This is a genomic window from Segatella copri, from assembly GCF_003465495.1.
In the GTDB taxonomy this organism is placed as follows: Bacteria; Bacteroidota; Bacteroidia; order Bacteroidales; family Bacteroidaceae; genus Prevotella; species Prevotella copri_G.
Genome location: NZ_QSAV01000009.1, coordinates 1 through 19,855 on the forward strand (window position 1 = coordinate 1; position 19,855 = coordinate 19,855).

Annotated in this window: 10 protein-coding genes; all 10 read left to right on the top strand. The window is 47.3% G+C overall.

The window, feature by feature from the left end:
• Positions 1–624: 624 nt before the first annotated feature.
• The 10 genes from DWV53_RS03900 (at position 625) to DWV53_RS03945 (ending at position 19,682) form a co-directional block, all read left to right on the top strand.
• Entirely contained in the window at positions 625–963 is a 339-nt protein-coding gene (locus DWV53_RS03900) for an Hsp20/alpha crystallin family protein (RefSeq protein WP_367379678.1), read from the top strand.
• 135 nt (positions 964–1,098) lie between these two features.
• Positions 1,099–1,719, top strand: coding sequence for a DUF4251 domain-containing protein (locus tag DWV53_RS03905; RefSeq protein WP_259318903.1), 621 nt, complete (start codon positions 1,099–1,101; stop codon positions 1,717–1,719).
• 549 nt (positions 1,720–2,268) lie between these two features.
• Positions 2,269–5,544, top strand: a complete 3,276-nt coding sequence (locus DWV53_RS03910) for a glycoside hydrolase family 2 TIM barrel-domain containing protein (RefSeq protein ID WP_437181742.1) — start codon at positions 2,269–2,271, stop codon at positions 5,542–5,544.
• A 243-nt stretch (positions 5,545–5,787) separates the two neighbouring features.
• Entirely contained in the window at positions 5,788–6,906 is a 1,119-nt protein-coding gene (locus DWV53_RS03915) for an AAA family ATPase (protein ID WP_118151762.1), read from the top strand.
• Positions 6,907–6,921: 15 nt separating this feature from the next.
• Complete coding sequence (locus tag DWV53_RS03920) at positions 6,922–7,635, top strand: hypothetical protein (RefSeq protein ID WP_118151764.1); 714 nt, start codon at positions 6,922–6,924, stop codon at positions 7,633–7,635.
• 202 nt (positions 7,636–7,837) lie between these two features.
• A complete protein-coding gene (locus DWV53_RS03925) occupies positions 7,838–9,265 on the top strand; it encodes an AAA family ATPase (protein ID WP_118151766.1) in 1,428 nt (475 codons plus the stop codon).
• Between the two features lie 173 nt (positions 9,266–9,438).
• Positions 9,439–12,282 carry a glycoside hydrolase family 2 protein gene (locus DWV53_RS03930; protein ID WP_259318904.1) on the top strand — a complete coding sequence of 948 codons (2,844 nt, stop codon included), beginning with the start codon at positions 9,439–9,441 and terminating at the stop codon, positions 12,280–12,282.
• Between the two features lie 44 nt (positions 12,283–12,326).
• A complete protein-coding gene (locus tag DWV53_RS03935; protein WP_259318905.1) occupies positions 12,327–15,557 on the top strand; it encodes a glycosyl hydrolase in 3,231 nt (1,076 codons plus the stop codon).
• Positions 15,558–15,643: 86 nt separating this feature from the next.
• Positions 15,644–17,071: a sialate O-acetylesterase gene (locus DWV53_RS03940; protein WP_117691918.1), complete on the top strand. Its 1,428-nt coding sequence runs from the start codon at positions 15,644–15,646 to the stop codon at positions 17,069–17,071.
• Between the two features lie 31 nt (positions 17,072–17,102).
• Entirely contained in the window at positions 17,103–19,682 is a 2,580-nt protein-coding gene (locus DWV53_RS03945) for a glycoside hydrolase family 2 TIM barrel-domain containing protein (protein WP_437181743.1), read from the top strand.
• The last annotated feature ends 173 nt before the right edge of the window (positions 19,683–19,855 follow it).

The following is a 19,855-nucleotide window of genomic DNA, read 5'->3' on the forward strand; positions in this document are numbered from 1 at the left end:
TTACGATAAAGGGCAAGGTATAAACGCGGAGCCGCTTACATAAAATAGGGAGAAGTATCATGAAATCGGCAATGGGTTATTGTAAAAGACTAGTAAGAAGCGTCAACTATTTCAGTTTTTAGTATCAGTAGTAGCGTCAACTATCTCAGTCTTATAAAATTGATAGTGTCTACTTTTCTAGTTTATAAAGTAAAAAAGTGTCTACTGTGTTTTGGCAGCAAAGTTTAAATTAATTATCCCTTAATGCCAATCTTACAGAGTTTTTTGCCAAGATTGGCAAAAACTGTTCACTCCCAATATACAAAACGGGTTGGCACGTAACTTGCTTCAACATAGAGTGAAAGCCGAAGCCGGAAGGGCAAGGGGAACGATAAGAACCCTAAGTAATGACATTTGAGGGTTTCTTGAAATCCTTGAGCCTCGAAAGCCGAAGCAATCATTATTAAGAAGGATAAATAAAAAACAATGAGAAATCCCGACAGAGCCGGAAGGCGAAGAGAGGATAAGAAAAATAGAATTTGGAGGTTTTACATTATGTTGTTAGCTCGTAGAAATAACAGTGTTTCAAATTGGTTGGACAGTTGGTTTAATGACAACTTCTTTAATACAAGCTTGATGCCACACATGAACGCGACAGCTCCTGCAGTCAACGTCAAGGAAAGTGCTACAGCTTATACTATGGAGGTTGCAGCTCCTGGTTTGAAGAAAGATATGGTCAAGATGAACATCGACAAGGATGGCTATCTGAATGTATCCATCGAGAACAAGGATGAGAAGAAGGAAGAGCATTACTTACGTCGTGAGTTCTCTTACAGCAGCTACTCTCAGAGCTACGCTTTGCCAGAGGATGCTGATCAGGAGAAGATTTCTGCTGAGGTCAGTGATGGTGTCTTGAAGATTGAGATTCCTAAGACTGGCAAGGAGGAGAAGAAAGATGATGTTAAGCACATTGAGGTTAAGTAATATTTTTTAAGTGCTATCAGCTTTCAAGATGACATTGATTACATCGGGAAAATAATTAAAACTGAGGGGCTAGTCCTGATAATAGGGGCCGGCCCTTTTTTGAATTTATGAATTTAATATAGGAAAGGATCTAGGATGATAAGAATATTTATTTCACTTGTTTTCTGTCTGATGTCAGCCTTTGCCTGTGCGCAGTCAAGCCAGTCAGATGATATGTATCAATGGGGAAAAAACAAGGCCAACGAGCAGTTGGTCAATGATCTTAAGTCACGTCAGAAAGCCCTCTGGAAAGATCAGCGTGACTTGCAAAACCGGATAGATAGTGTGTATTGGGATGAAGCATTGGATGCAATTAAGGATACTACCTTTACCTTTGAAGCTGACAAGGTAGTTTTCCCGTATGGGCAGATTGCCTATGTTAATTCCAACACCAATTTCGTCTCCGTCAATAAGGATGATGCTGTTGTGCAGGTTGCCTTTAATGTTCCCTTCTCCGGACCTAATGGCATTGGTGGAGTTACGGTTCAGGGAAACATAAGTGGATACAAGATTCAAACGGACAAGAAAGGGACTACACAAGTAAGTATGAGTGTTACCGGTATTGGTATTTCTGCCCAAATCTGGATTACCATGTATAAGGGAAGCCATGAAGCCAGCGTGGAGATTCTGCCTAACTTCAACTCTCGTAGGCTCACCCTCAATGGAGTCATACTACCTCTTCACAAGAGTACTGTATTTCAAGGGCGAACATTATAACAAAGAAGCCTGTCTTTATATGCCCAGACTTGCTTAAGCCTTTGGGCATTTGTGTCCAATTATGTGGGGCATTGTTGCCCAAGGCTTTGGGCATGGATACCCCTCGTTTTGGTCACTCGTACCCACGTACGTGGTCATCCGTACCCATGTACGTGGGTATGAGTAACCACGTACGTGGGCATAATTGATGCATTTCGTTCGATATTTCGCTTGTTTTGTATGCAGTTTCGCTTGTTTTGTATGATGCTTGCCTGTTTTTATGATACTTCTCCCTATTTTATGATACTTCGATGATACTTCTCTTGCTTTTTTCTGAAAAGTATCATTTTTATAAATAGTTAGATATCAAATATATAAACTGATATTTACCTGGGAAAATGAGACTTTGAGACTTTTTTCGTGAAAAAACATTGTTAATTGTTAAGTGTGCGCGTGCGAGTGACGGTAAATCTAAAAAGTACTCTTTTTCAGTTACAAAAAATGGGGTGGGGCGTCTTTATTGTATGGACAAAAACGATAAACTGGTAAACTGTTTAAAAAATAAATAATATGATGAACAAACGGAAAATCATGATCATGATGGCTGGGATGGTTTTGCCAATCCTTGCACCTCAGGCTTCAGCTGCTGCAGAGCACCATGACTGGGAAGACCAGCATGTGCTTTCCATCAACCGGGAACCGGCACGGGCTGCATTCATGCCTTATCAGGCAAAGAAGGGAGATAGCCAGATGTCGCTCAACGGTGAATGGAAGTTCAGATGGACGAAGACGCCGGAGGAACGAATCGTGGATTTCTATCGTACTGACTATAGCTGCAAGGGCTGGAAATCGCTCGCGGTACCAGCCAACTGGGAGGTGAATGGATATGGTACACCTATCTATATATCAGCAGGTTATCCCTTTAAAATCAATCCTCCTTATGTGATGACTACACCCAAGAAGGACTGGACCACCTACGAGGAACGCAATCCTACCGGACAATATAAACGTACCTTCCAGCTGAAGGCAAACTCGCTGCTGTTCCGCCAGGACCGTCAAACCTTCCTGCGTTTCGAGGGCGTGATGAGCGCATTCTATGTATGGGTGAACGGCGAGAAGGTGGGTTATTCGCAGGGTTCGATGGAGCCGAGCGAATTTAATGTGACTCCTTATCTGAAGGCTGGCAAGAACGAGATAGCCGTGGAGGTTTACAAGTATAGCGACGGCAGTTATCTGGAAGATCAGGACTTCTGGCGCTTCGGTGGCATCCACCGTGATGTGTGGCTCTATTCCACACCGAATGTCCGCATCCGTGATTTCGCCGTTCGCACCCTGCCGCAGCTCTCTTCCGCTACATCCTCTCCTTGTGATTTCACCCTGCAGATCAATCCGCAACTGGCGGTGGCAGCAGGCGAGAAGGGAGAAGGTTACCGGCTGATGGCGTGGCTGGAGGATGCTGAAGATAAAGGCGTGATGCTGAAACTGCCGGGAACTGACAGACTGGAGGCTTCTCTGCAGGCTTCTGCCGACGAGATTCTCGACCTGAATCATAAGGCAGCCCTGATGAACGAATGGTATCCGCAGCGAGGTGGAAGAAAATTCGAACGTATGGAGGGAGTAGTGGAAAAACCGCATGCCTGGACTGCTGAGACACCTTATTTATATACCCTGAAACTGGCACTTCTCGACAAGCAGGGAAGTGTGGTGGAACAGGTGCAGCAGCGCATCGGATTCAGATGGGTTTCGGTAGAAAACGGACAGTTGATGGTGAACGGAAAACCTATCAAACTGCGTGGCGTGAACCGGCATGAGCATGATCCGAAGTTGGCACGAGTGATGACCGAGGAGATGATGCAGCGCGATATCCTACTGATGAAGCAGGCGAACGTGAATGCCGTCAGAACCAGTCATTATCCGAATGTTTCACGCTGGTATGAGCTGTGCGACAGCGCCGGCATCTATGTGATGGACGAGGCAGATTGCGAGACTCACGGACTCCGTGGTACGCTCACCTCTACTCCCGACTGGAATGCCGCCTTTCTGGACAGAGCCGTGAGAATGGCAGAGAGAGACAAGAACCACCCGAGCATCATCTTCTGGAGCCTGGGCAACGAGAGCGGTTTCGGTGCCAATCATGCAGCCATGGCAGGCTGGCTTCATACCTTCGACCCAACGAGGCTGGTACATTATGAAGGTACTCAGACGCCTTATCAGCCAGCGAAGGGCCTGAGCGAGAAGGATTTTGGTGAGACCGACCCAGCCTGTGTGGATGTCATGAGCCGTTTCTATCCCCGTGTGAAGGCAGAGTATTTGAATCCGGGCGTTCCCGAAGGTTCTGACAAGGAGAGAGCGGAGAATGCCCGATGGGAGCATCTGCTGGATATTGCGATGAGAAAGAACGATAATCGTCCTGTGCTTACCAGCGAATATGCCCATTGTATGGGTAATGCGCTGGGTAATTTCAAGGAATATTGGGAGGAGATATACAGTCATCCCCGTATGGCTGGCGGCTTTATCTGGGACTGGGTAGACCAGGGCATCTATGCTCCGAGAACCAACCATGTGCTCTATGGCGGTGATTTCGGTGATAAGCCTAATCTCAAAGCCTTCTGTCTGAATGGTGTGGTCTTCTCCGACCGCTCGGTATCGGCTAAGTATCAGGAGGTAAAGCATGTTTATGCACCGGTGTGGATAACTCAGAAAGGGGATGAAATCTGGGTAAAGAATCATCATTCCCATCTCTCGTTGGAGGGCTTCAGCTGTCAGTATCAGGTGACGAAAAATGGTGCTCTCGTTCAGGAGGGAGAACTGAAAATGCCATCAGTACAGCCGGGTGATAGTGCAAAGTTATGCAGCTTGCGTGACTTCAAAGCGTATAAAAATACAGATTCCCGATTGAATCTCTCTGTCACTTCCCAACAGGGTGTAGAGGTAGGAAGGGAGCAGATAGCCCTCAGCGATGACTTGTATGAAGCTGGCAGGAAACTGGCTGCGGATGCCATGAAGCGATACAAGTCTTCCCGCCGTTTGGCAACTCTGTCAACTGCCGAGTTGCTGGCACGCAATTTCTCCGTGATTCCTCAGTTCTTCCGTGCGCCAACCGACAACGACAAGAGTTTCGGCAACTGGATAGCGAAGGATTGGAAGAAGACTCATCTCGACAGCACACTTTCCGCTATCCCGCTGAAGGATGGGGAGTATGTATATCATTATGGTGAGGATGGAGCATCAGATAAGGCTGGTTCTTCGGCATCGGCTAAGTCTGGCGGCAATATCCGTCTCCGCTTGGAGGTATCTCCTCAGCAGGACGGCTTCGTCGACGTGAAGGCTACCTATAGTTTTGAGGGCAATCTGCCTGAACTTCCTCGTCTGGGTCTGATGCTGAAGCTGCCAAGAGTGGCTTACGACCTGGTGAAATGGTATGGCAGAGGACCTTGGGAGAATTATCCAGACCGCAAGCAGTCTTGTCCGATAGGATGGTATGAGAGTAGCGTGGAGAATCAGTTTACCCACTATCCCCGTCCGCAGGACAACGGCAACCACGAGGACTGTTCGTATATCGAACTGACCAATAAAAATGGCAAGAATGCCCTGCAGGTTGTCGCTGCCGGCGATACACCTTTGAGTTTCTCTGCCTTGCCATACAGCGTGGCAGACCTCTGTGCCGCCCGTCACGATTTCGAACTGAAGCAGTCGGGTAATCCTAACCTGCGCTACACCTGTCTCAGTCTCGACTGTGCCGTTCTGGGCCTGGGTAACAGCAGTTGCGGACCTGGTGTATTGAAGAAATATTCCATCGACAAAACCAAGACTTATACCCTGCATTTCAAGATGAGAATACTGTGAGGCATCAGGTATGGAAATGCCGTTTTGAGGCAAATTAATAACTTGTCGGAAAAGGTGTGTAAAAGCCCTTTTCCGACAATTTTAGCTCTATAATCTGCGAAAGTTGATGATTTTTGATATATTTTCGCAGCTTATCTCGAATTATTTGTTTTGCATTATGCAATTTGCATAATTTAATTTGCATAATTCGAGAAATCTTATTATCTTTGCCGCCATAACTACTGATTTAATTAGGTAAAGAGTATGGAGAATCCTTTTATTATCACAGGCAAGATTAAGCCAGAGTACTTCTGCGACAGAGAGGTGGAGGCAGAAAGAATCATCCGAAAGGTAACTTCGGGTGAAAATATTGTGTTGATGGCTGCACGGCGTGTGGGCAAAAGTAAGCTTATCGACTTTTGTCTTGACTCGCCGATGGTCAAGAATGATTTTATCGCCATTTCTATCGACATACTCCGTACTTCGAGCATCCAGGAGTTTGCCTTCGAACTAGGTAAGGCTGTTTTCGAACAGGCGGCTCATCGCAGTCAGAAGATGCTCAAGATGGTGGTCAGCACATTGAAATCTATCAATGGGTGTTTCGGCTATGATCCCATCTCGAACACGCCGACCTTTAACCTTTCGCTAGGTGATATCTCCAATCCGCTCTATACCCTGGATGAGATATTTGCCTGTTTGGAGCATGCCGACAAGAAATGTATCGTGGCGATAGACGAGTTCCAGCAGATTGGCTATTATCCAGAGAAGAACATGGAAGCAATATTACGCACTTATGTGCAGAAATGCAGCAATGCCAACTTCATATTCTCAGGTAGCGAGCGCCATCTCATTACGAAGATGTTCTCCGAAAAGGCGCATCCATTCTACAATAGTGCCGACATGATGAACTTGGAGGTGATACCATACGATAAGTACTTGGAATTTGCGAAAAGTTTGTTTGCCAGGTTCGGGAAGGACGTGGAGGAAGAGGCTGTGCGTGATGTCTATGATACGTTCGGAGGAAATACGTATTATATGCAGAAGGTGTTTCATGAAGCTTTCAACCAGACGGATGTAAAGGGCAAGGCTGACAAGGCGATGGCGGAAGCCATCATCCACATGATGATATTGGACAACGACCGCAAGTTTAGTGAAATCCTGTCGCGTCTCACGCTCCCTCAGAAGGAATTGCTTTATGCAATAGCCAAGGATGGCATTGCCAAGCAGATTACTTCCACGTTTTTTGTAAAACGGCATAATCTACGCTCTGCCAGCAGCGTTCAGTCTGCCATCAAGAAATTGCTGGAGTATCATCTGGTATCTACTTCCTTGGGCACGTACTATATTGATGACCAACTGATGAAGTTGTGGCTGAAAGCGTAAGGTGGTTGCGATGAATTGACTAATGGTAAAATTAGCTATTGGTCTTGGGGAGGTAATTATGAAGCAAAGCAAACTTCTATAAATGGGGTTCAAATGATTTTTATAGTAAAAAAAATGAAAAAAAATATCAATAAAATCACATGGGCTTGTTATCTGCTTGTATTGTTTTGGTTAGGAGCATGTACTCCTAACCAAGTACATAATTTTCAAATAGATAATATTGGTATGCAGAATGTTAGCCTGGATGGTTGGCAAGGTAGTAATAATAAGTTCTATTTAATGAAAATAAAACTGAAACATTGTAATGAATACTTTGGAATTGGCGGCATCCCTTATGGTGGTGGAATTTTGGATTCTGTATGTAATATAGTAATTTTTGATGGAAAAAATGAAGATGTCGCGAATTCTTTAAAACCGGTTAGCTCTTTTGTTGAAGACTCTGTCAAAACGTTGTGGGGGCGAATTGGATCAAAAGATTTTCCTTGCCATTATTGTTTAAATGTGCGGCAACTCCAAAACTATTTGAATCGGATGACGGTCGAGGTGCGAGGTGAATATTATAGCAAAGAAGAAGATGCTCATTATATGTATCGTTTGTTCTGTGTGCCAAAAGGACAACCTCTTCCGAAGAAGCTGATATTTCGCTTTGATAAATATTCTATAGAATGTGATGTGAATAATATCCCGAAGAGAGTGAAGGTGACACGAATTGACAAAATGGAACCTTAGGAGACTTCTAGTACAATTCTTGTAAATAGAATACTGATTGTTCCGTCAAAAACAAGGAAAAGTGCATTTCTACACTCCCTTTTCCGACAATTTTAGCTCTATAATCTGCGAAAGTTGATGATTTTTGATATATTTTCGCAGCTTATCGGCGTATTTTCGGAAAAATATCGTATCTTTGCACCATCACTTAAAGAATCATAATATGGCAGAGAAAATCATCGGAAGACATTCAGAGAAGGCTCTCCTGGAAAAATATTACAACTCTGGGAAAGCGGAGTTTATCGCTATGTATGGGCGACGCAGAATCGGCAAGACATTCCTGATTCGGGAATACTTCAGAAATCAGTTTTCTTTTGATATGACAGGAGTATTGGAGGGTAACAAGAACGAGCAGATGACTGCTTTCCACATGGCACTCAAAACTTATGGCTACAAAGGAAGGAAGAACAACACTTGGCTAGATGCATTCTTCGCCTTACGTCAACTCTTGGAGGAAAAACTCCAAGATGGAAAACGATGCGTCATATTCATCGATGAACTACCTTGTCTCGATACACCTAGGGCAGGTTTTGTTCATGCCTTGGGACATTTCTGGAACAGTTGGGCAAACTGGCAATCCCAAATCATGCTCATCGTTTGTGGTTCTGCTACGTCATGGATGGTTCGCAATATCATAGACGACCATGGGGGGCTGCACGACAGAGTAACCCATGAGATGCCTCTCCATCCTTTCACCTTAGCGGAAACGGAAGAATACTTCCAGGAAAATGGATTCAGATGGAAACGTTTGAGTCTGCTGCAAGTATATATGGCTGTAGGCGGTGTACCTTATTATATGAGCCTATTTCTGCCAGAAGAAAGTCCTGCCATCGGACTAGACCGTTTGTTCTTTAGCGAGAACGCAGAACTGCAAAAGGAATATCGCCGACTGTTCTACTCTCTCTTTCGCAATGCCCAACCTTACCAGGACATCATCTCTGTCTTGGCAAAGAAGTCGAGCGGCATGACAAGAGAAGAGATAAGCAAAGCCCTCAATGTTGACAACAACGGCAAACTGGGAGACATGCTTACCGACTTGATTTATTGTGATTTTATCCGCAAGTATAATGTAAGGGACAAAAAGATAAAAACGAACTCGGCACTCTACCAACTTGTAGATTTCTATACCATCTTTTACAACACATTTGCCTCAAAAAACAGCACCGAGGAACATTATTGGAGCAGAAATGCCACTTCTTCGGAAATAAAAAGCTGGTATGGGCTAGCCTACGAGAGAGTCTGCCAAGCACATCTGCCACAAATAAAGCAAGCCCTCGGCATCGCCAGTGTCAAAACAGAGCATTATTCTTGGAAAAGCAAGACCCTGACAGATGGCGCACAAATAGACATCATCATCGACCGTGCCGACAATACCATCAATCTCTGTGAGGTAAAGTATTGTGACCACGAATACCAACTTGACAAGGACGAGTTCTTCAAGATAAATCACAGAGTAGAGGCTTTTGAAGAAGAAACCCAAACAAAGAGTACAATCTTACCTACCATGATTACGACATTCGGACTTGCCAAAGGTATGTATAGCGACCAGATTATCGTTAAGCTAACCATGGATGATTTGTTTGGAAAATAGCAAGGCAAAAAAGCCCAGGTCTCGCTCGGCACGCTTGCCAAAGCCTGGACCTGAGTGATACTGAAAGCGTAATTCAAGATGAAATCATCTACTTATCTAGTTACAAAACCGAGGGTTATGAGTCTTTATTGGGGAATAACAAAATGAATATAAACAAATACGGAATAAACAATATGTATCTAAAACAAACGTTTTTAATAATAGCTTTGGGGGCGATGGCGATGACTGCTGCCGCACAGGCTAGTATTGATACACAGCGCCAGTATCTCTCGGGACATGGATGTGATGATATGGTGAACTGGGACTTCTACTGCACAGGTGGTAGAAATGCCGGCAAGTGGACGAAGATTGGGGTGCCTTCCTGCTGGGAACTCCAGGGATTCGGTACCTATCAGTATGGTATGCGATTCTATGGAAAGGCTACTCCGGAAGGTATTGCTGACGAAAAAGGAAAATATAAATATGAGTTTACGCTGCCACAGGAGTGGGAGGGCAAACAGATAGAACTCGTCTTCGAAGCCGTGATGACCGATGCCAAGGTAACCATCAACGGCAGAAAGGCGGGAAACGGTTTGCATCAGGGCGGTTTCTATCGCTTTACTTACGATGTGAGCGACCGCATCTTCTTCGGAAAACATAAGAACAGACTCGAAGTGGAGGTGAGCAAGGAGAGCAGCAACAGTCAGGTGAACATGGCGGAGCGCCGTGCTGACTACTGGAACTTCGGCGGCATCTTCCGTCCTGTATTCATCGTGGCGAAACCTGCGCAGAACATCGACCGTGTGGCGATTGATGCCAAGGGCGATGGTCATTTTATGGCAGACTGCTACCTGAACCGTGCCGTCAAGGGTGCGAAGGTGAAAACCGAGATTCTGGATGAGAAAGGAAAGGTGGTGGCATCGAATGTGGCTGATGCCAGAAACAGCGATGAGGCGCATGTCGACTTCCAGACGAAAGCCCCTAAGCAGTGGACTGCTGAGACTCCACATCTCTATACTGCCGTTTTCACACTCCAGGATGCAGCAGGCAAGACGCTCCACAGAGAGCGTCAGAAGTTCGGCTTCCGCACCATCGAATACCATGCCAGCGATGGCGTTTATATCAATGGTCAGAAAGTCATCTTCAAAGGTGTGAACCGTCACAGCTTCCGTCCTGAGACCGGTAGAACGCTGAGCAAGGCGAAGAATATAGAAGATGTGAAACTCATCAAGAGCATGAACATGAATGCCGTGAGATTGAGTCATTATCCTGCCGATCCTGAGTTTCTGGAGGCATGCGATTCGCTCGGTCTATATGTAGAATGTGAATTGAGTGGCTGGCATTGGGCACATCCTACCATCGTGGGCAAGCAGCTCGTGAAGGAGATGATTACCCGTGATGAGAACCATCCTAGCATCATCTTCTGGAGCAACGGTAACGAGGGTGGTTTCAATTATGAACTGGAGCCAGATTTTGCTCTCTGGGATAAGCAGAAGCGCGTGGTACTCTATCCTTGGGCTAACCGCAACGGCTTTGAAACCAAGCACTACCGTTCTTATGGCGAGACCCAGGAATATATGAGACAGAAGGAAATCTTCATGCCTACCGAGTTCCTGCATGGTCTGTATGACGGCGGACACGGAGCAGGACTGAAGGATTACTGGGACATGATGATGGCAAACCCTCGCTGTGCCGGCGGATTCCTTTGGGATTTGATGGACCAGGGTGTGGTGCGTACCGACAAGAACAATTATGTAGACTGTATGGGTAACTTCGGAGCCGATGGTATCGTGGGTCCTCATGCCGAGAAGGAAGGCTCTTACTATACGATTAAAGAGGTATGGTGCCCGGTACAGTTGACTTGGAATGATGTGGAGAAAGGTGAACTCACCTTATCTAATCAGTATAACTTCGTGAATCTGAAGGATTGCCGTTTCTCTTATCGTCTGTTGCAGATGCCAGCGATGGGCAGCACTCAGGTCAAGGTATTGAAGCAGGGCAATCTCTCTTCTCCGGATGTAGCTCCGGGCAAGGAAGCCCAGGTGAAGATACCGATGATGGCGAATGCTGATGCGGTAGAAATCAAGGCTGTGAACCATGAAGGTGAGGAAATCATGACATGGAGCAGGGGAGTGAAGAGTGAAGAACGAAGAGTGAAAAATTCCAGTGCTCCAAGTACTTCAAGTGCTTCATCTGCTGCTTATGCTGACCAGGTTGATGCTGTTGAAGTGAAGGCGGGTGGCAGAACTTATCGCTTTGCCAAGAAAGATGGCAGACTGATGGGTGTTGAGGTTGGCAGTAAGGCAATCTCGCTGAGCAACGGACCTCGGTTCATGGCTGCCAGAAGAAGCGACCGCAGTCTGGACCAGTTCTATAATCACGACGATAAAGAGGCTGAGAAGAAAAAGACACTCTATACCGAGTTTGTTGACCAGGGCGCTTTTGCCGGTTTCGAATGGAAGGAAGCGGAGGCAAAGCTGGTGGCTACATATCAGCATGGCTCACTCGATGAGGTAGACTGGCAGTTCCTTTCTGACGGTTCGGTGGCTGTAACCTGTCATTACAATTTCGGTGGCGTAGTAGATATGATGGGCATGGCTTTCGACTATCCGGAAAGCAAGGTTCGCAGCAAGGCTTGGGTGGGCAATGGTCCTTACCGGGTTTGGCAGAACCGCGAACAGGGTCCGCAATACGGCTATTGGCAGAACGACTATAATGACCCGATTCCAGCCGAAAGCTGGGATTATCCAGAGTTTAAAGGCTACTTTGCCAACGTGAAGTGGATGCAGTTCAAGACTGATGAAGGAAAGATCGGCTTCTCTGGTCTGACTGCCGATGAGCACATGGGCGTTTATACCCCTCGTGATGGTAGAGATGGTCTGCTCTATACCTTGCCACAAACCGGTCTGGCAGTCTTCAAGGTGATACCTTCAGTAAGAAACAAGGTAAATACCACCGACCTCAACGGACCTTCAGCCCTGCCAAAATGGCTGAACGGTAAGGGTAAAACTGTGTTTACTTTGAACTTTGAGCTTTGAACTGTTAACTTTAAACTGTTAACTTTTAACTGTTATGAACTGTTATGAATAAGAAAAAACGATATACGGTGATGGCATTGTCGGCGCTTCTGGTAGCGTCGACAATGGCTCATAATGACGAGGCTAAGCCCTGGACCTTCTGGTACTGGATGTATGGCGCCGTTTCCAAGGCTGGTATTCATGCCGATCTGGTCGGTATGAAGAATGTTGGTTTGGGCGGTACCTATCTGATGCCAATCCGTGGTGTCAGCGAACGTCCGGAGTATCAGGGCGAGGCGGCACAGTTGTCATCTAAGTTCTGGGAGATGGTGGATTACTCTTTCCAGCAAGCCGACTCCCTGGGCCTTGACATGGGCATTCATATCTGCGACGGTTTCGCCCTGGCAGGCAATCCGTCTATCCTTCCTGCCGAATCGATGCAGAAGGTGGTATGGACCGATACCATTGTGGGTGGCGGTAAGAAGATAGAAGGCATGCAGATGTGGCAACCCGAAAGTTATAAGGACGGGAAGTTGCAGCCTGCTGGAAGCGAGGGTGGATATTATCAGGATATCGCGGCTTTTGCCATCCGATGCAAGGAGAAACCCCAACTCTTCAAACCGGAGAAGATAGAATATACCGAGGCTGTTTCTACCGCCAAGGGCTATTATCTGGCAGCGAAACCTGCCTCTATCATCTATTCGTTTCATAAACCCGTCACGGTGCGCAGCATGCGTGTGGTGCCTAACGGCAACAACATCCAGTCGCAGCGCCTCCTGGTGCAGGCTTCTGATGACGGCATCAACTTCAGAGATATCAAGCAGTTGGTGCCTCCCCGTCAGGGTTGGCAGAACACGATGTGTGATTATACCTTCAGTTTGCCGACTACCACCGCCCGCTATTTCCGATTCTCATGGACGCCGGAAGGTACAGAGCCGGGAGCAGAAGACCTGGATGCAGCTAAATGGAAACCGCTGCTGAAACTGGAGAATATCATCTTGAGCAATCAGCCGATGATTAACCAGTATGAGGGAAAAACGGGTGCCGTATGGCGTATCGAAACCGATGCGGCAGCTAAGAGCGAGACCGTGGCGATGGCAGATGTACTGCCTTTGAAACTGGAAAATGGAATGGTGATGGGTGTCATGGTGAACGGCAACCTGATGAATAAGTTGCCTAAGGGCACCTGGCGCCTGTTGCGAATGGGACATACCTCAACAGGACAGACCAATGCAACAGCCGGAACCGGTAAGGGACTCGAAGTGGATAAGTTCTCACCGGCAGCCGTCAGGAAACTTTTCAATTCCTGGTATGCATTGTTCCTGAACCGTCCGCACAGCGATGTGGTGAAGTATCTGCACATCGACTCCTGGGAGTGTGGCAGTCAGAACTGGGGCTATCAGTTTGCCGAGGAGTTCAAGGCACGCCGCGGTTACGACCTCATCCCATACCTCCCGATTATGGCAGGTGTTCCGATGGAGTCGGCTTCCAGATACGAACAGGTACTGAAGGATATCCGTCTCACCATCAATGACCTGGTAAACGAGAAGTTCTTCAAGACCTTTACCGATCTGGCTCATGAACAGGATATAGAAGTATCTCACGAGAGTATTGCACCAACCTTCCCTGCCGATGGTCTGCAGCATTATCAGTATGCCGACAATCCAATGGGAGAATACTGGCTCAATTCGCCTACTCACGATAAACCCAACGACATGCTCGATGCCGTGAGCGGTGCACATATTTATAATAAGAACATCGTTCAGGCAGAGGGATTCACCGAGGTTCGTGGTGTATGGAATGAGACACCAGCCATGCTCAAGCCGATGCTTGACCGCAATCTGGCGCTTGGCATGAACAAACTCTTCTTCCATGTAACTGCCCATAATCCTTGGATGGACCGCAAGCCTGGTATGACGCTTGATGGCATCGGTCTCTTCTTCCAGCGCGACAATACCTGGTATCCTGAGGCACGCGGTTTTGTGGATTACATCACCCTGTGTCAGAATTATCTGCAGCAGGGCAGACCGGTGGTAGACATCGCCGTGTTTACAGGCGAAGAGATTCCGAGCCGTTCGCTTACTCCGGATAAACTCGTTCCGATGCTTCCGGGTGTGTTTGGCGCAGAACGGGTGGCTAGTGAACAGAAACGTATGGCTAATGTGGGCATTCCGATGGAAGAATCGCCTGTGGGAGTAACTCATTCGGCGAATATTCTCGATCTGAAAGACTGGTGCAATGCCCTGCATGGCTACAAATATGATTCGATGAACAAGGATGCCTTGCTGAAATGGAATTTCGAATACAGTCCGAAGGGCAAGTTGCCAGGAAACCAGGACTACCGCATCCTGGTGGTTCCGCAGCCGGCAAATACCCTGTCTGCCGAGGTAAAGGCGAAGATAGAGGAGTTGCGCGAGGAAGGCATCATTATCATCGACAAGCCTTATCAGGCAAAGGACTTCTCTCAGTATGGCATCGAACCGGATGTCGTTCTGCCCGAGAATATGGATTATGCTCACCGCTGTGTGTTGGAGGCAACAGGCAGAAAGGACATCTATTTCCTGACTAACCAGGAGGATAAGGAACGCCAGATTACGGCAACCTTCCGTACCAGAACTTCCAAAATCCGCCAGATTGTGAAATTGAGTCTGCCTGCTTATGGTTCCGCTTTCGTTATCCTCTCGAACAAGGAAGACATGCAGGTTATCAGTCAGACAGGTCATAAACTGGTTGAAGAAGAAGGTGCAGGTTTTACAGAAAACTATCCTTCTGTGCTGGCTGTAGCCGATAAGTGGAAGGTTCATTTCGATGATATCCGCAAAGATACCACCGTAACGCTTCCTTTCGACTGGTCGAAGTCGGCAGATGAGAAGCTGAAGTACTACAGCGGTCACGTAACCTTTACCTCTTCTTTTGAATGGGGCGATTCTGTTCCGGTTTCAGCAGAAGAGAAAATGGAAGTTCCAGCCGAGAAAACGAAGACGGCTCCTTCTAATGACGGATTCATCAAAATCCAGTTGGGCAAGATTGGTGATGTGGCACGTGTGCTGGTCAACGGCAAGCAATATGGTTATGCCTGGACAGCTCCTTACGAGGTGTATGTTCCGAAGCGCGACCTGAAGAATGGCAGCAACGAAATACAGATTGTTGTAGCCAATACCTGGCACAATGCGCTGCAGGGTGCTGGCGAGGGAAAGGCTCCGTTTAAGGGAATCTGGACCAATGCCAAATATCGCACCAAGAGCAAGGCGCTTCTGCCTGCCGGATTACTCTCCACGATTAACATCGTGTATTAGTTTATAGTTGATAGTTAATAGTTGATAGTTAATAGTTCATAGCAAGACTGCTCATTTAACATTTAACATTGAATACATTGAATAAAATGAAGAAACTGTTATGTTCAGCTCTGCTGCTTGCCATGACTCTGGCAGCGCAGGCAGAAGTGAAACTGCCAAAAATCTTTGGCGACAACATGGTATTGCAACAGCAGACGGAATGCAACCTCTGGGGTACTGCTGATGCCAACAAGGTGGTAAAAGTGCGTGCTTCCTGGAACGGCAAGACCTATAAGACTCAAGCCGATGCCCAGGGAAAATGGGCGATGAAGATAGAAACGCCTCAGGCTGGCGGTCCTTATGAACTGAGTCTGAGCGACGGAAAGGAACTGAAACTTCACAATATCCTGATTGGTGAGGTCTGGATCTGTTCGGGTCAGAGTAACATGGAGATGCCGATGAAGGGATTCAAGGCACAGCCTGTTGCGGGCACTCCGGAAGAACTGATGCTGTGTAAAGACCAGCAGTTGCGCCTCTTTACGGTTCAGCGCAATGCCCAGTTGCATCCTGTTGATACGGTGGCTGGCGACTGGAAGGAAGCTGATGCAGCAAGCGTTCGTGAGTTTAGTGCTGCTGCTTATTATTATGGTAAGACGTTGCGCCAATCGCTGGGTGTACCAGTAGGTCTGATTGTTACTTCCTGGGGCGGTAGTGCCTGTGAGGCATGGATCAACGGCAATCTCATCAAGAGCGATTGGCTCAAGGCATTCCCTAAACTTCATACACCTTGGAATGAGGCTGATGTGAAGAAATATCAGCAGCGCTGTCCTTCAGCTCTCTATAATGGTATGCTCCATCCGCTCATCGGTTACACCATGAAGGGTGTTATCTGGTATCAGGGTGAGGATAACTGCAATCGCTATGCTACTTATGCCGACCAGATGCAGACCCTGGTAAACAGTTGGCGCAAGGAATGGAAGCAGGGGATTTTTCCGTTCTATTATTGTCAGATTGCACCCTACGATTATAGTCTGATAAAATGGAAAAACAACAGTGCCCTGCTTCGTGAAAAGCAGATGGAGGCAGAGAAGCGCATCAGCAACTGCCGTATGGCTGTATTGCTTGATGCCGGTCTGGAGTATGGCATCCATCCACGTAAGAAGAAGGAGGTGGGCGAGCGTCTGGCTCTGCTTTCTCTTGCCAATACTTATGGTCAGAAGGGATTGCCTGATTTCGCTGTCTACAAGAGTGTTGAGTTCAAGGGCGATACCGCTGTTGTCAGCTTCGACCGCAGCAAGGAGTGGGTTTACTTCAACAATGGTCCTAAGAGCGACAACTTCGAGATTGCCGGCGATGACCAGGTATTCCACAAGGCACAGGCTTGGATTTCACGCAACAAGGTGTATGTGAAGAGCGAGGAAGTGAAGAAACCTGTGGCTGTGCGCTATGCATTCAAAAACTGGGTTGTGGGCGATCTCTTCCACGATGGTCTGCCTGTCAGCTCTTTCCGTACCGACGATTGGGAAGTGAAGTAATAGTTTATAGTTTATAGTTAATAGTTTATAGATGAGATATTACATATTGATGGCTATGATGCTTTTGCTGGGTGTAGGCTCGGCAAAGGCATCGGCTTACGATGATACATCGGTGGCGGGGTTGTTCCCTGTCAGCAACCAGGGACGCGAGGTGTGGAATTTCAATCCCAACTGGCGGTTCCATCTGGGGGATGTGCAGGGCGCAGAACGTGCCGACTATGATGATACAAGCTGGGGGGTAGTTTCTACCCCTCATAGTGTGAAACTGGAACCTGCTGAGGCTTCGGGTTGCCGCAACTATCAGGGTATAGCCTGGTATCGCAAAACCTTTATCGTGCCGGGCAATCGCTCTGAAATCTATTTCGAGGCGATAATGGGCAAGCAGAAGATTTATGTGAACGGCAAACTGGCTAAGGAGCACTTTGGCGGTTACCTGCCTGTTATCGTCAAACTGAAAGAGCAGGGACTGAAGAAGGGCGATAAGTGTGTGGTGGCTGTGATGGCTGACAACTCTAATGACAAGAGTTATCCTCCTGGCAAACCGCAGTATACACTCGACTTTGCTTATCATGGTGGTATCTATCGCGATGTGTGGCTTATCAATAAGAAGGATGTTTCTATCACCAATGTGATTGAAGCCGACCGCCGTGATGCCGGCATCTTCGTTCATTTCTCGGATATTTCAGAGAAGCAGGCGAAGGTGTTTGTTGATGTCGACTTGCAGAATGTGAGTGGAAAGGCACGCAAGGTGAAGGTGGAGCAGAGTCTGCTGGATGCTTCGGGCAAGGTGCTCAAAACCGTTTCGCAGAATGTGCTCCTGGCAGCAGGCGATGCACATCAGACCGTCAGACAGATGTTCTCTGTCAGGAATCCGCATCTCTGGTCGCCGGAGACACCTTATTTATATAGTGTGGTTACCCGCATCAGGGACGGTAAGCAAGTATTGGACGGCGGAAAGACCAAGTTGGGTATCCGCAGTTTCGAGTTCCGAGGCAAGGAAGGTTTCTGGCTCAACGGCAAGAAATACCGCCAGTTTATCGGTGCCAACCGTCATCAGGATTTTGCCTATGTGGGCAATGCACTTCCCAACAGTCAGCAATGGAGAGATGTGCTCCGTCTGAAGAATGCCGGTTTCAACATCATCCGTACTGCCCACTATCCTCAGGACCCGTCGTTCATGGATGCCTGCGATGAACTCGGAATCTTCATCATCGTGGCTACACCGGGCTGGCAGTATTGGAACAAGGACCCTCAATTTGCTGAGCGTGTGTTCCAGAATACCCGTGAAATCATCCGTCGTGACCGCAACCATCCTTCGGTTCTGATGTGGGAGCCTATCCTGAATGAGACCCGCTATCCTAAGGATTTCGCCCTGAAGTCGCTGCAGTTGACCAAGGATGAGTATCCTTATCCATACCGTCCTGTGGCTGTTGCCGACTGGAATTCGGCAGGTGTCAAGGAAAATTATGATGTGGTTTACGGATGGCCGGATATGGATATGAGCGGCATCAGCCAGTGTGTCTTTACCCGAGAGTTTGGTGAGTATGTGGATGACTGGTATGCGCATAACAACCTGAACCGTGCCAGCCGCAGCTGGGGTGAGAAACCGATGCTGACCCAGGCTTATTCTCTGGCAAAGACAACAGAGGAGATGCACACACCGGGACAGTTTATCGGTGGTTGCCAATGGCATCCTTTCGATCATCAGCGCGGCTATCATCCAGATCCTTACTGGGGCGGTATCTATGATGCATTCCGACAGAAGAAGACTGCTTATTATATGTTTGAGTCACAGCGCAGCGACCAGCCATTTGTGCATATCGCTCACGAGATGACCCAGTTCAGCGGTGCCGATGTGACGGTATTCTCTAATTGTGACAGCGTTCGTCTTACCACCTATCAGGGTGCTCATACCTATACTTTGCCAGTTCTTCATCCTACGGCAGCCGCCTTTAATGCCCCTGTGGTATTCAAGAATGCCTGGGATTTTTGGGAGGCTCGCGAATACAGTTATAAGAAGAAATCTCCTCAGATGGTAGTGATGGTAGCAGAGGGATACAAGGATGGCAAGGTGGTTTGTACCGACCAGCGCATGCCTTCCCGCCGCAGCACCAAACTCCGTCTTTATGTTGATGAGATGGGCAAACCGCTGGTGGCTGATGGCAGCGACTTTGTGGTTGTGGTAGCCGAAGTGACCGATGATAACGGTCATGTTCGCCGTCTGGCTAAAGAGAATATCCGCTTTACCCTGGAGGGTGAGGGCGAAATCATTGGTGATGCCAGCATCAATGCCAATCCGAGAGCTGTAGAATGGGGTAGTGCTCCTATCCTGGTGCGCAGCACGATGAAGCCGGGCAAGATTAAGATTCATGCCGAGGTTCAGTTCCCGGGTACTCATGCTCCTACTCCTGCCGACCTGGAGATAGAGAGCGTAGCTTATCAGGGAACCATGATGATGGGTACAAAGACAGCCAAGTCTGCCACTTCATCATCTGTTCAGAATGCTTCTTCTGCCACTTCTTCTTCTTCTCATGAGTTTACACCCGAGCAGAAGGCAAAGATGCTGAAAGAGGTAGAAGACCAGCAGGCTGATTTCGGTATTAATAATTAATAATGCGTAACCGGAGAGTTCTTTGCAGAAGATTCCGTTTACGTAATCGTTATCGTCTTGAAATCTTCAAAAAACAGAAAGTTTATTGGAGATTTCAAGACTTTTTTTGTACTTTTGCATACGTGAAACGATATTTTACCATACTTTTCTGTTCGCTTTATGCCTTGTTGGGT